Genomic DNA, 14,344 nt, shown 5'->3' on the forward strand with positions numbered 1-14,344 from the left:
TGGTTAGCAGTTCTTATGAATTCTGTAACTGGAATCCAAAAGGAAAAGTAAGGAAATTTTAGGAGTATGTATTCCCTCAAAATCATCTCTCCTAGAACAATACTAGTGAAAGACTAATCTTTTATTTGCCACAATAACTCTTATTCCCTATTTTTCCAGAATACAATTTTGACAAACCCACTCAGCCCCAAATAATTGCTTACTCTTTTCAGTTTCTTAGCTTTTACAGGCTTTGTAGCCATCTATTCCACCTGGATGCTACGCAAGCAAAACCTGGCAACCCAAGATGGTTATTTTTTAGGAGGACGAAGCTTGACCGGTGTGGTCATCGCCGGATCTATGTTGCTTACCAATATTTCTACCGAACACCTTGTGGGAATGAATGGATCAGCCTATAAAAATGGGGCAATTATCATCGCCTGGGAAGTAACATCAGCCATCGCACTTGTAATCGGTGCGCTGTATTTTATCCCAAAATATTTGAGAATGGGATTGACTACCATTCCCGAGTTTTTGGAGAAAAGATTTGATAAAATGACACAGGCCCTGATTTCCCTGCTGTTGATTATCTCCTTTGTCGTGACACTGTTGCCAATCGTACTCTACACAGGAGCGATAAATATTGAATCTATTTTTGGGATTTCGGAAACGCTGGGAATTACCCAAACAGAGGGAATTTGGCTCACTGTGGTCGTAGTGGGAGTGATCGGCGCAGTTTACGCGATTTTTGGAGGATTGAAAATGGTGGCTTACACAGATACCATCAATGGTTTTGGGCTGCTTATCGCAGGGTTGTTGGTTCCTGTTTTTGCGCTTTGGGACATTGGAGATGGAAGTATAATTGAGGGGCTTACCAAGGTGTTTAATAATGCACCTGAAAAATTTAATGTGATCAGTAAGGAGCCATCAATTGGCCCGGGATCCAGAGATTCCATTCTGCCTTTTGAAGTATTGTTCACCGGCCTTATCATTAATCAACTGTATTTCTGGACCATGCATCAATCCATCGTACAGCGTGCTTTGGGAGCGGTAAGTTTGAAAGAAGCCCAAAAAGGCTTGTTGTTCACCGGGATTCTAAAAATTCTGATTCCCTTGGTGATTGTCCTACCGGGAATTATTGGCTTCTATTATTTCGGGGATACACTTTTTGATTCACAGGACAGTGTTTATCCTGAACTGGTCAAGCGTGTACTTCCTCCCTGGATGACTGGTTTCTTTGTGGCGGTAATCATGGGTGCTATTTTGAGTACCTTCAATAGTGCTTTGAACAGTGCAGCTACCATTTTCAGCTTGGATATTTTCAAAGTTTATATCAATAAAGCTGCTAAAGAAGGGCAACTTGTACGAATTGGAAAGTGGACTTCTGCTATTTTGGCTGTGATTTCAATTATAGTAGCACCATTCGTAGCCAATGCACCGGCTGGACTTTATCAGCTTTTGCAGCAGCTCAACGGGATCTTCTTCATTCCTATGGCAACGGTGATTATTGCCGGGTTCTTCTTCCCGAAAGTATCTGCCGCAGGAGCTAAAGCGGGGCTGGTATTTGGATTGGGATTTTACATTCTTATGGATTTGATCCTACAAGTCAATATTCATTTCGTCCACATCTGGGGTATAGAATTTATCCTCAATCTGCTCGTAATGCACCTGGTGTCAGCCAAGTATCCTGTTAAAATTCCTTTCGTGATGGCTGACTCGGGCAAGTTGAGCATCGTCCCTTGGAAATATGCCAAAACGCTGGGCTGGATATTGATTGCAATCACAGTAATTATTTATGTAATTTTAGGTACAATCGCTTAATTCTATGGAAACTACAGAAAAGGAATTCAGAAATTATGACCACGCCGATGTGAAAGTCGCGGTGCGTGAGCATTATCGAAAAATGCGGATGTATCAGACCTATGAGTATGTCCTAGGTATGAAATCCAAGTATCTCAAATTTGACAAGCCCATGAATCTTTGGGATGCTATGGAGAAGCTCAATGCACTGATCGATGTAAGCGATCCGGATCTTGATTTGCCCAATGTGCAGCACTTGATCCAGTCGGCTGAGGCTTTGAGACATGACAATCGTCCTGATTGGATGCAGCTGGTAGGTTTGATTCATGACCTCGGCAAAGTCATGTATCTGTTTGGAAGTGATGAAGACGGCACAAGTCAGGCAGAGCAGTGGGGACTTGTTGGAGATGTATTCGTAGTTGGCGCGAAATTGCCTGATACCTGCGTTTACCCTGAGTTCAACGAGTTAAACCCGGACATGAAAGATCCCCGCTACAATACCGAAATGGGGATTTATGAGAAAGGCTGCGGTCTTGACAATTTACAATTGGCTTGGGGACACGATGAGTATTTTTACCAAGTATTGAAAAACCATACAGAAAACACAATCCCTGAAGCAGGAATGGTGATGGTACGCTATCATTCTTTTTATCCTTGGCACAACGGCGGAAGTTATTCTCAGTTTGAAGCGCCACAAGATGCACAATACAAAGAATGGATTCTGGACTTCAACCAGTATGACTTATACACCAAGTCTCCTAAAATCTATGATTTAAATGATGTGAAAGAGTATTACCTGCCGATTGCAGAAAAGTATCTGGGAAAAGGCCCGATTAACTGGTAATCCTCCATTTGAGCTTTCCAAACATTATTCAAACACTGCGACTGCACGTACCGGAGACCCGGTTCCGCCTCTGATCTTCAGAGGAAATCCTATGAATCGAAATCTACCTCTATCGATCAAAAGATGGAGGTTAATTAAATTTTCGTAATGGGTAAATCCCATCTCTCCACAGATTTGATGCACTTCTTGGTTGGTAAGCTTGGGAATTCCGGGAGACATTGTTTCTACTCCAAAGGCGGAAATTTCCTGCTCACCGAGCCAGCGAGTAGCTTCAACAGTGAGTCCCGGGCCTTTGTTCCAGTTATCTGTGCCGAAATATTTCCGATAATGATCTGTGCAAAGTAAAACAGTATCTCCGTGGAGAATGGATAATTCAGCGATTTGAATTGCCTGCTGGATATCCTCCACTGTAATTAATTCCTGCAATCCCTTATGGGTTAAATCAAGACAGATACCCTCCGTATAAAACATGGAAAGAGGCATTTGATCTATTGTCTGCGCAGCGAATTCTTTTCCCATGTGATTAAGGCCATCGACATGAGTACCTGTATGCTCACTCATCTCGAGCTTAAGTGCACTTGGGTTGTAAGTTTTGGGAGTTATTTCCTTTGCCCATTGCTCATGCGTGGCGTGAACACTGATTTTGACAGGAGCCATGCTGTGGTGCATAGGCATACCCTCGTATATTTCCTGTGAGAGGTCAATGATTTCCGGCATAAAGAATATTTCTTCAATAATAAAAAAATCAGTCTTAATGGTTCCCTTGTCCCAATCAATTAATGACAACAACCATTCGAGTCTAAGATTAGCGAACAGTTCTAAAGTTGTTTGGACAAATAGAATTTGCGTAGATAAAAAGGGAGAGCGAAACAGCAGAAAGAATGCATAAACAATTGATTTGTTGGGAAATAAATCAAAAAATCTTTCTCTCGCAAGATTCAATTTAAAGTGGGCAAAGATAAAATGGAAGCTAGAATACTAAGCTCTCTTGCAAGAATTCCTATTTATTTGATTGATAAAGGGTTAAAATAAAAATATACTTTGGATTTTTAGGATTTGCTGAATCCAAACTATTTCTGAATCTTAGAGTTTCTATAATAGGATAAACCCAAATACCCATATGTTAAACTTCACACAAAATGAAAATCAACGAATGATCGCTCAGATGATTCGTGATTTCGGCGCCAAGGAGATTACACCCTTTAGAAAAGACTGGGATGACAAGCAGTTTTTTCCCCATGAATTATTTAAGAAACTCGGCGAACTCGGATTGATGGGCGTTTTGATCCCTACCGAATACGGAGGCTCTGGTTTCGGATATCTAGAATATGTTACTGCGATTGTGGAGCTTTCTAAGCTTGACCCTTCGGTCGGGCTTTCTATGGCGGCTCACAATTCACTTTGCTCAGGCCATATCATGGCTTTTGGCTCCGAAGTGCAAAAACAAAAATACCTTCCCAAATTGGCTACCTGCGAATGGCTCGGCGCTTGGGGATTAACCGAGCCCAACACCGGCTCCGATTCCGGCAACATGCGCACCGTCGCGAAGAAAGATGGCGAGCACTGGATTATCAACGGAGCAAAAAATTTCATCACCCACGGTGTCTCAGGAGATGTAGCGGTTGTGATCGCACGTACCGGGGAAATCGGGGATTCACATGGAATGACAGCATTCATTGTGGAGCGCGGTACTCCTGGATTTGAAGGCGGAAGGAAAGAGGATAAACTAGGTATGCGCGCTTCCGAAACAGCCGAGATGATTTTCACGGATTGTAAAATCCATGGGAGTCAGGTGATTGGCGAGGTTGGCGACGGCTTTATCCAATCTATGAAGGTGCTCGATGGTGGCAGGATTTCTATTGCCGCGCTGGGGCAAGGAATCGCCGAGGGAGCATTGGAAGCTTCCATTCAATATTCAAAAGAAAGGCATCAATTCAACAAGCCAATCAGTTCATTTCAGGGTATTTCCTTCAAACTGGCAGATATGGCCACGCAGGTAGAAGCTTCCAGTCTATTGATATTTAAAGCTGCAGATCTCAAAAACCGTGGAGAAAAAGTCACCTTGGCCGGAGCACAGGCAAAGTATTTTTCCTCCGAAGTCGCTGTTTCCGTTTCTAATGATGCGGTGCAGATCTTTGGGGGCTATGGTTTTACCAAAGATTATCCAGTGGAAAAATTCTATCGTGACTCCAAGCTGTGTACAATAGGCGAAGGAACATCTGAGATACAAAAGATGGTAATTGCGAGAGAGATTTTGAAATAATCTCCATCTCCAACTCTATCAAAAAGCCTGAGCTCTTTAGAGATTTTAGGCTTTTGTATAAGGATATGCATTTAGCCATTCCCAAAAATTATCACGATGTATCACTCTTGGTATTTCAGAAGTATAAGTCTCTTGAAAGGTTTTGGGGATTTTAGGTTTTGCGTTAGGGTTCCACTTAAATTCAAAGGGGTAAAGCTTCCCATTAATTTCCTCGATGTAATCGATCTCTTGACCCCGAGTAGTGCGCCAAAAATACGTTTGCCCATAGAAACCATGATATGCTAACAGCTTTCGTCTCTCCGAGATTAAATAATTTTCCCACAATGCCCCAATATCATTTCTCGCTGGAATTGGAGCATAATTACCAATGATTGCGTTTCTAATACCATTGTCAAGAAAATATATCTTTCTACTGGAACTGATTTCGGATCGAAGATTCCTTGAAAATGGATTAAGCTTTTCGATTATAAATGCTTTTTCCAATAGATCAATATAATTTGACACAGTCACTTTGTCCGCTTGGACAGTTCTACTTAATTCATTATAGCTTACTTCAGAGCCTACTTGCCAAGCCAATGCTTGTAATATTTTATTTAAAAGTTCTGGTTTTCTGATCCCTTGAAAATTCAGTAAATCCTTATACAAGTAACTCGTTGCAAGGTTGGTTAATACTGGAATTTCATTGCCTTTTTGCGTCACAACCTCTGGATAAGTTCCATAAACCAAATAAGTCTCCAAACCGCTTAATGCTTCAGGCATTCCTAAAGAACTGCTAATTTCCATCCAGCTTAATGGGTACATTTTATACTCCCATTTTCTTCCCGTAAGTGGTTCATTAATTGTGCTGGAAAGTTCCAAGGCAGATGATCCCGTTACAATCAATTGTAAATCCGTAAAGTTATCAACGATCAATTTTAAGGTGAGACCTATTGTGGGAATACGTTGTGCTTCATCTAGCACCACGACTTTGCTTTGTCCTAAATAAGACCTGAGAAAAGAAATACTAGGATCAGCAAGGGAACTTTGAACACTGGCTTCATCCCCATTGAGATAGAGGAAGTTTGACGAGATACTTTCTGCCAATTTTTTTACCAGCGTAGTCTTCCCTACTTGTCTTGGGCCAAGCAACAAAATAGCCTTATTGAAGTCTATTTTTGCTTGAAGCGTATTAAATAAAGTACGAGAAACATGCATATTCAGTGATCGTAATCACCAAATATACGTATATTTAGTGATTACGATCACCAAACTTACTAAAAAAGATCTCATTTTGAAGCTAGCTTTTTGTAGAGATTTTCAGGATTCTGACAAATCATCCCTCCGTGTGACGTTCTTCTATATGCTCGATTTCAATATACTGACTTTCCAGTCAATTCTAAAACCCGGAGCTTGGCTCTCAAAGTTCCTTACGAACCCGCCACCAAATACAATCCCGCCGCCAAAGCTGCGCCTACACATGGCCCCAAAATTGGCACCCAAGCATATCCCCAATCTGAACTTCCCTTATCTTTTATAGGTAAAATCTGATGCATAATCCTTGGCCCAAAATCACGGGCTGGATTGATCGCATAGCCGGTAGTCCCACCCAGTGATAAGCCAATGACCCAAACCAGGAATGCAACTGGAATTGCACCCAGAGACCCCATACCAATAGGCGTTTTATTGCCGTCTCCTATTTCTACTCCATCGTTGTAAAGAATGACTAAAATCAAGACAAACGTACCAATTACTTCTGAGAAGAAGTTTAAGGGGAGATTTCTTATTGCTGGTGAAGTGCCGAAAGGGGCCGCTTTAGCACCCGTATCATCCGAAGCATCATAGTGATCCTTATAAAACAACCATGCTATCCCTACTCCGATCATTGCTCCCAACACCTGCGCAATAATATACCCTGGTGCCAAAGCCCATTCGAATTGCCCGGTCAAGGCCAAACCTATAGTAACCGCGGGGTTCAAATGTGCCCCACTATATGGCGCAGCTACTACTACTCCTACATAAACTGCCAATGCCCATGCCGTACTTATTTCCATAATGCCACCGCCATTTCCTTTGGTTTTTGGCAACAGCATGTTGGCAACAACTCCTGATCCCAATAGTAACAATAGCCCTGTTCCTATTAATTCTGCTAGATATACATTCATTATTCTACCCAGTTTTTTGAGCGTTCTACCGCTTTGTGCCAAAAGTGTATCAGTTTTTCTCGTTCTCCTTTTTCCATTCTAGGAGTAAAGCTTTTATCTGCATTCCAAAGCAAATTAATCTCTTCCTGATCTTTCCAAAACCCTACTGCTAAACCAGCCAAAAACGCCGCACCAATGGCGGTAGTTTCTATAATTTCCGGTCGTTTGATTTCACAACCCAACAAATCTGCCTGAAACTGCATCAGAAAGCTGTTTGCAGTAGCTCCGCCGTCCACCCGGAGCTCCTGGGTCGGTTTCCCACTGTCTTTTTCCATGGCTTTTAGCACATCGTGAACTTGATAAGCAATCGCTTCCAGTGCAGCCCTGGCCATATGCGCTTTGCTAGTTCCGCGAGTGATTCCAAAAAATGCCCCACGTGCATTCTGATCCCAGTGGGGAGCCCCTAGACCCGAAAGTGCAGGCACAAAATACACTCCGTCATTACTTTCTATACTTTCAGCCAAGTGCTCACTTTCACGCGCATGCTTGAAAAGTTCAAGACCATCCCGTAACCATTGAATGGCAGCTCCGCCAATAAAAACTGATCCTTCCAAGGCATAATTGATTTCATCACCGATCTTCCAGGCGATTGTCGTCAATAGTTTATTATCAGATCGCACCGCCTCTTTTCCGGTATTCATGACTAAAAAGCAACCTGTTCCATAAGTCGTTTTTGCCATTCCCGGCTTGGTGCAAAGCTGGCCAAAAAGTGCCGCCTGCTGATCTCCTGCAATACCTGCGATTGGAATTTTTACACTAAGCACATCTCCGGCAGTTTCGCAGTAGATCTCACTGCATGATTTCACTTCAGGTAAAAGCGACGCAGGAATCTCAAATAAATCCAACAACTCCTTGTCCCATTCCTGTGAATGGATATTGAAAAGCATGGTGCGGCTGGCATTGGTAATGTCAGTAATATGGGTTTTGCCTGCCGTTAGCTTCCAAACCAACCAAGAATCCACCGTCCCAAAAGCAAGTTCACCAGCCTCAGCACGTACTCTGGCCCCTTCTACATTCTCAAGAATCCATCTGATTTTAGTCGCAGAGAAATAGGCATCGATGATCAACCCTGTCTTCGAGGCTACCAATTCTGCATGTCCCTGATCCTTGATCTCGTTGCAATACTCCGCAGTTCTACGATCCTGCCAGACGATGGCATTATAAATCGCTTCCCCTGTTTTCCTATCCCAGACGATGGTCGTCTCCCGCTGGTTGGTTATTCCTATTCCGGCTACTTCATTTGCGCGAATACTTTTGTTGACCAGAGATTCGATTATCACAGAAGACTGGGAAGTCCATATTTCTTCGGGATCATGCTCTACCCATCCGGGCTTTGGGAAATGCTGCTTAAAATCCTTTTGGGCTACAGAAACGATTTTGCCCTTTTTATCAAAAATAATAGCTCTAGAACTGGTCGTGCCTTGGTCTAGAGCCATCAAATAAGGTTTGTTTTGGCTCATTTTGGGTTCGTATGGGTTATTATTTAATCAAGTATTTCGAAGCTGTCTTGTGAAAGTCAACTAATTCTGTTGCTATCCATTCTTCATCTTTTTCCATTTCTTCAGCCATCAACCTGGCGACTATGGGCGCCGCATCTATGGCAGCCCGAGCATCGAGGAATAGCATGCGTATCCTTCTAGCCAATATATCTTCCACCTTCACGGCCATCTCTTCCCGTACAGCCCAGATTACTTCGGCTTCTATATTGGGAAAATCAGGATGCAGTTTTGCTCCCCATGCTTTATTCTCAAGGATCAAGTCTTGAATAGGCTGCGCATCAACACCATAAATCCCCCAATGTCCTTCGGGAACACGGGAAGTGGCACCGTGGATTTTCATATCCAGTGACTTACTGTCCTTGAGCTTTTCTCCAGTGACTTTGGTAAAATACTCCACCGTATCTTCACCCATTTTCCGGAAAGTCGTCCACTTGCCTCCAGTCAACGTGACCAAGCCACTTTCAGATAGTATCACTTTGTGAGAACGTGAGATCTCTTTGGTTTTGGTACTGCCTTCCTTGGGTCTGGCAAGTGGCCTAAGACCAGCAAAAACAGACTTCACATCTGCTCTAGCTGGCTTTTTGGCCAAGTAACCCGCGGCAGTTTCCAATACAAAATCTATCTCCTTCTGTAATGCTTCTGGCTCTAATTTAGGTTTTTCACGAAGTGTATCGGTAGTCCCAACTACAAGTTTTCCATGCCATGGAACTGCAAAAAGTACTCTTCCATCTCTTGTTTTCGGGATCATCAAGGCGTCTTTTCCACCCAAAAAGTCAAGATCCAAGACCAAATGAATTCCCTGACTTGGCTGGATCATTTTCGGAGCTTCCGGATTATCCATTTGCAGGATTTTATCAGCAAAAACCCCTGTTGCATTCACCACCATTTTGGCATTCACCTGATACTTTTTCTTGGATAACTTATCAGAAACGAGTAATCCGGTGATTTTGCCAGCATCATTTTTAACTAAATTATCCACGCTGACATAATTTAATACACAGGTACCGGCTTCATCAGCTGATTGAGCGAGATTCAATGCAAGCCGTGCGTCATCAAATTGCCCATCATGGTATACTACTCCGCCATAGAGGCCTTCAGATTTTAGGCCTGGAAGTCGTTTGAGCGTTTCTTCTTTTGTGATGAATTTAGATTTTCCCAGACTCAGTCGACCAGACATCCAGTCGTACACTTTCAGTCCAATACTGTACATCATGCGGTCTTTCCAAGTATAAATTGGAATTATAAAAGGCTGGTTATGAGCCAAATGAGGTGCGTTTTTCAGAAGTTTCCCCCGTTCCTTGAGTGCCTCAAAGACTAAGGCTACATCTCCTTGGGCAAGGTATCTCACTCCTCCATGGACGAGCTTGGTGCTTCTGCTGGAAGTGCCTTTGGCAAAATCAGCTTTTTCGAAAAGGACAACCGAAAGTCCCCTGGATATCGCATCCAGTGCCACTCCGAGGCCAGAGGAACCTCCGCCGATGACGGCGATGTCCCAAATTTTAGTTTTGTCCTGTAATTGTTTGAGGTTTTCTGGGCGATTCATAGTAATTAAAATACCGTTTTAAGGTAAGGAAAAAATCAGGAAAGGAAAGTCTCAAGCCTAGGTAGAATTACATAGGTGCCTCAAATTAATAATCCTTATATGTTTTTCTTGTCACAGATGAATTTCCATCCTTATCTAGCGTGACTACATCGATAAAATTGTACTCTGAATCTTCTAGATCTTGGTATTTATCTCCATCACCTACAAAATAATTGGCTACTTGACCCACCGTATTGCTGTGCCCGACTACGAGAATATTTCCTTCCAATTTTCGAAGTTGATCGACAAGAGCATCGTGGTTTTTCGGATCATACACTTGGATCGCTATACCTGCTTCTTTTGCGGTGCGCTCGGTAGTTAATCTTGTCCTCCGATAATCAGTACTAAAAATATGCTTGATCTCCTTGTCAGCTAAGATTTGAGAAAGCTTCACAGCACGGGCATTGCCCGCTACAGAAAGCCCGGGATCATCTCCGGTCAACTGCTTTTCTGCATGACGGACAATGTAGATGGTTTTAGGTTCTTGCTTATTTGAGCATGCCGCAAATAATGTGGCAATTAATAAGAGAAGGATATATTTCATGCCCAAAAGTTAAAGAATTCTCAATACGATTTTTACTATTGTCTGCAAGAATCAAGAGTCATTAAAGGCAGGATGACTCCGTCAGGTCGGGTGGGTCGAAGTAGGCCAACTTTTAGATTTACCCAGTCCTTTGATGAAAAGACATAGTAACATCAAAACCTCCGTGCCAACTCTGTGAAGCCTCTGTGCACTTTGTGCTTATAAAAAAAACCTTCGAGAATAATGAAATTTCGAAGGTTAAGTTATTTATCCGCTAAATGAATTGTCCAAGTGCTGGTCTTTTGTCTTGATACTTTCATATTCCAGGAATTGCTCCCAGAATTCTTCCTCTGGCACAGCCGCTCTTAAGTAAAGCTTTTCCTTCTTGATTGGATGCACAAAAATCAAATTGAATGCATGCAAATTGATGCTTGCATCCGGGTTTGGCTTTGCGAAGCCGTACTTAATATCTCCACGAATCGGGCAACCCATAGATGCCAACTGCACGCGGATCTGATGTGGGCGTCCCGAAACAGGACGAACTTCGATCAGCCAATGATCATTCATAAAACCCAACGTCTTGTAATTCAACTCGGCTTTTTGCGATCCTGGTACTTCACGGTCGTGAGCCGTCACCACGTTTTTCTGCTCGTCTTTGACTAGGTAATGCGTCAATTTCCCGGTTTCTTCTTTCGGCTTTCTCTTTACGAGTGCCCAGTACACTTTATGGATTTCTCTTTTGCGGAAAAGCTCCATCATGCGCTCCAGCCCCTTGGAAGTGCGGGCAAAAGCCACTAATCCACTTACCGGTCTATCCAATCTATGTATAGGGTGTAGAAAAACAGCTCCGGGTTTGTCGTATTTCTTAGCAATATATTCTTTGAGGTAATCGGTCAAGGTCTTATCCCCTGTCTTATCTCCCTGCACCAATATGCCTGCAGCTTTATTTACTATCAAAAGGTGGTTGTCCTCATAGACAACTGTGAATGGCTTCTTTTTCATGTGTATATAATTTGTCTTTCAAAGGCCACATGGAATCTCGCAGCGCATTTAATCATTACTCTTTGTAACTTTCAGAATAATGCTCGATTTCACAATCAATAACAAAGGTAAGAATTTCACAGGAGTTGAATACCTGATTTTTCAAGAGCTTTGAAAAGGAGACCCAAAGCTCAATTAGCAAGGAAACTTCAAGATAGAGACTTCATATTTGGCCAAATTCCTAAAATAAATTTCTGCGAAAGAAATCTTCTGACCAAGGATACAGATATCCAAAATTGAATTTGATAGCTGGGTACGCTTCTTGAAACACTTGATATTTTGACTCTTTGATTAAGTTTTTATCCAATTTGGCTTCAATGGCAAATGGGTTTTCTACATCAGGTAATACAAAATCCACTTCCTTTCCATCCGCAGTTCTCCAAAAACGAGTATGATCAACATCATGCTGATCAGTAAGAATTCTAAATAATGTTTGCTCCCACAACTCCCCACGGTCAGTTCTAGTTGTGATATCTTGAAAATTATTGATGAGACTGTTTCGCAAACCATTATCCAAAAAGTAAATCTTTGGCATTTTGACTAGTTCCTTTCTTAGGTTAGAATAGAATGGCCTAATCAAGGCAACATGAAAACATACTTGCATTACTCTCAAGTAATTCTGTATTGTTTCACTTCTCACCCGAAGAGTATTACTTAATTCATTTAGGTTAATAAGTTGACCAGTTTGCTCAGAAAGAATTTTGAACAATTGATAGAAAACCATTTCATTCCGAACTCCAGCCTCCAAAATATCTCGCTTAATAAACGAGTTTCGTATTTCAGTTAGGATTTCTTTTTTCTCTTTATGATCAGGTTCAGTCACTACTGAAGGATAACCTCCATATATCATGAACCTTTCCCATTCCACCTTAAGCTGATCAATCATTAGGCTTTTATATCCAGATAATCCCCGAATATTCAACACTTCATTCCACAGCTCTACCTTATCTTGAATTGTTAAAAAGTCTTCAAAATCGCAAGTCCTCAACTGAAAAATCCTCTTTCTCCCCGCTAAGGAATCTCTAAATTTATCATCCAGATAAAATGCGCTACTCCCACTTGCTACAATTTTAATCCGGCTAACGTGATCATCAAATAAGTGCTTCAAAAAATTAGAAGGATCTCTCAAATATTGAATTTCATCAATAAATACGATGGTACGTTGATCTAGAGAAGAAAGGAATGATAAAATATTCAGAGGATTAGCATCAAGGAAGTTTAAAAGTTCTTTATTTTCCAAATTGATGAAAACGGTCGGAAGCTTATCTTTTTTGCACTCATGTTCTAAGTCTCGCAATAAAGTGGATTTACCAGTTTGTCTTGCCCCCGTAAGAATCGTGAATTCTTTTTTAGGAATATGTTGATATAGATCAGTGAAAAGCTTTCGACGCATAGAATAGCTATTTGAATACCATACTAGTAAAATTATCCGATATTTTCACTATCGCACTAGGGAAATTATCCGATATTTTCACTATCGCACTAGGGGAATTATCCAATTACCACTGGTGAGGTATCAGGAACTTGCTACCCAAGTAAGGCCTTTTATGCTTTCCACCCAGCTTTTCACCAACTCCAACCCGTACTCCGTCAAGTGCGCTTCCGGATGATATTGAATCCCAAGAATCGGTAAAGACTTATGCACAATTCCCATTACTTCTCTGGATTCAGTTTCCAAAATCACATCAAGCTCCTTTGGCAAGTCATGCAGTTGTAAAGAATGATATCGGGTTACGTAAAAATTATCCGGTAAGGAAGATGTCAAGGAATGTAATTTCACCTTTCTGATTTGATGCACTTTCCCGTGGGTAGGAACTGTATTCTTTTTCAGCTTGGCTCCAAAAAATTCACCTATCGCCTGATGCCCCAGACAAACTCCTAGAATCGGAACCTTATTGTGATAATGAGCTAGGATAGTAGTTAGATTTCCTGCCTCCCTTGGAATACCGGGTCCTGGAGACAAAACCAACCCATCAAACTCCAGCTTTTTGATTTCTTCTAGCGGCACATCATTTCGTAAAACAAGCAATTCCTCCCCCGTCTGTCTAAGCAAATCCGCAAGCATGTGACTAAAGGAATCAAAATTATCTATCAGCAGCAGCATCTTTGATGTTCTCAACGATCTCATCCAGCTTGGCCAAACTCTCCTCTATACTCGGGAAAAACGGCTCCACCGCAGCTACGATGCCTGGGGCTATAGGCTCGATGAGGTAGAGCATTTCAGAATCCTTGGTCCATTTTTCAGGCATCTCCAATTTGAAGAGACTCGCCAGCCAAAAGAAAAGACTAATAAAGAATGCGGCTTTCACTACCCCAAAAATCGACCCAATCGTAGCATCCAATGGACCAAGGAGTACCATATTCATGATTTGTTTTAGTATCCATCCTACAATCTTAACTATCAATAGCGTAAGCACAAAAACTACTATAAAACCAAAAATCGGAAAACCCAGATTGAACTCTGTGACATTTTCGGCCAGCCACTCATTCATCGGAGACATAAAATAAAGTCCTAGGATCACAGCGATCACAAATCCAAAAAGGCCTAAGACCCCAAGAAGGAAACCAGTGCGAAATCCTTCAAAAGCTCCTAGGCCAAGAATTACTACGATAATGATGTCGATAATGCTCAA

The 14,344-nt window shown here is 41.9% G+C and carries 13 protein-coding genes; 3 read left to right on the top strand and 10 right to left on the bottom strand.

The features are described from left to right. Positions 1–195: 195 nt before the first annotated feature. Positions 196–1,800 (top strand): solute:sodium symporter family transporter, encoded by a 1,605-nt coding sequence (locus tag U3A58_RS10605; protein ID WP_323823400.1) that lies wholly within the window; start codon positions 196–198, stop codon positions 1,798–1,800. Positions 1,801–1,804: 4 nt separating this feature from the next. Beyond that, the gene (locus U3A58_RS10610; protein ID WP_323823401.1) at positions 1,805–2,623 is read left to right on the top strand and encodes an inositol oxygenase family protein; all 819 of its coding nucleotides are present in this window, start codon (positions 1,805–1,807) and stop codon (positions 2,621–2,623) included. A gap of 24 nt (positions 2,624–2,647) precedes the next feature. On the opposite strand, the gene U3A58_RS10615 is transcribed toward U3A58_RS10610, so the two are convergent. Then, positions 2,648–3,340, bottom strand: coding sequence for a cyclase family protein (locus U3A58_RS10615; protein WP_323823402.1), 693 nt, complete (start codon positions 3,338–3,340; stop codon positions 2,648–2,650). Between the two features lie 403 nt (positions 3,341–3,743). Between U3A58_RS10615 and U3A58_RS10620 the strand changes: the two genes are divergently transcribed. Continuing rightward, positions 3,744–4,886: an acyl-CoA dehydrogenase family protein gene (locus U3A58_RS10620; protein ID WP_323823403.1), complete on the top strand. Its 1,143-nt coding sequence runs from the start codon at positions 3,744–3,746 to the stop codon at positions 4,884–4,886. A 45-nt stretch (positions 4,887–4,931) separates the two neighbouring features. Here the strand turns inward: U3A58_RS10620 and U3A58_RS10625 are convergent, their stop codons facing one another. From U3A58_RS10625 to U3A58_RS10665, 9 genes are all read right to left on the bottom strand, one after another. Continuing rightward, positions 4,932–6,080, bottom strand: a complete 1,149-nt coding sequence (locus U3A58_RS10625) for an ATP-binding protein (RefSeq protein WP_323823404.1) — start codon at positions 6,078–6,080, stop codon at positions 4,932–4,934. 212 nt (positions 6,081–6,292) lie between these two features. Beyond that, on the bottom strand, positions 6,293–7,027 hold the full coding sequence (locus U3A58_RS10630) for an MIP/aquaporin family protein (protein ID WP_323823405.1): 735 nt from the start codon (positions 7,025–7,027) through the stop codon (positions 6,293–6,295). Continuing rightward, positions 7,027–8,526 (bottom strand): glycerol kinase GlpK, encoded by a 1,500-nt coding sequence (glpK, locus tag U3A58_RS10635; protein WP_323823406.1) that lies wholly within the window; start codon positions 8,524–8,526, stop codon positions 7,027–7,029. The genes U3A58_RS10630 and glpK overlap by 1 nt, the downstream gene beginning before the upstream one ends. A 19-nt stretch (positions 8,527–8,545) precedes the next feature. Continuing rightward, positions 8,546–10,108: a glycerol-3-phosphate dehydrogenase/oxidase gene (locus tag U3A58_RS10640; protein ID WP_323823407.1), complete on the bottom strand. Its 1,563-nt coding sequence runs from the start codon at positions 10,106–10,108 to the stop codon at positions 8,546–8,548. A gap of 85 nt (positions 10,109–10,193) precedes the next feature. Further along, positions 10,194–10,691: a phosphoglycerate mutase family protein gene (locus tag U3A58_RS10645; protein ID WP_323823408.1), complete on the bottom strand. Its 498-nt coding sequence runs from the start codon at positions 10,689–10,691 to the stop codon at positions 10,194–10,196. A gap of 246 nt (positions 10,692–10,937) precedes the next feature. After that, complete coding sequence (locus U3A58_RS10650; protein WP_323823409.1) at positions 10,938–11,672, bottom strand: RluA family pseudouridine synthase; 735 nt, start codon at positions 11,670–11,672, stop codon at positions 10,938–10,940. A 220-nt stretch (positions 11,673–11,892) separates the two neighbouring features. Continuing rightward, positions 11,893–13,104, bottom strand: a complete 1,212-nt coding sequence (locus tag U3A58_RS10655) for an ATP-binding protein (RefSeq protein ID WP_323823410.1) — start codon at positions 13,102–13,104, stop codon at positions 11,893–11,895. A gap of 123 nt (positions 13,105–13,227) precedes the next feature. Next, complete coding sequence (locus U3A58_RS10660; protein WP_323823411.1) at positions 13,228–13,815, bottom strand: anthranilate synthase component II; 588 nt, start codon at positions 13,813–13,815, stop codon at positions 13,228–13,230. Further along, positions 13,796–14,344 (bottom strand): CvpA family protein, encoded by a 549-nt coding sequence (locus tag U3A58_RS10665; RefSeq protein ID WP_323823412.1) that lies wholly within the window; start codon positions 14,342–14,344, stop codon positions 13,796–13,798. The genes U3A58_RS10660 and U3A58_RS10665 overlap by 20 nt, the downstream gene beginning before the upstream one ends.

The organism is Algoriphagus persicinus, from assembly GCF_035156415.1.
GTDB lineage: Bacteria > Bacteroidota > Bacteroidia > Cytophagales > Cyclobacteriaceae > Algoriphagus > Algoriphagus persicinus.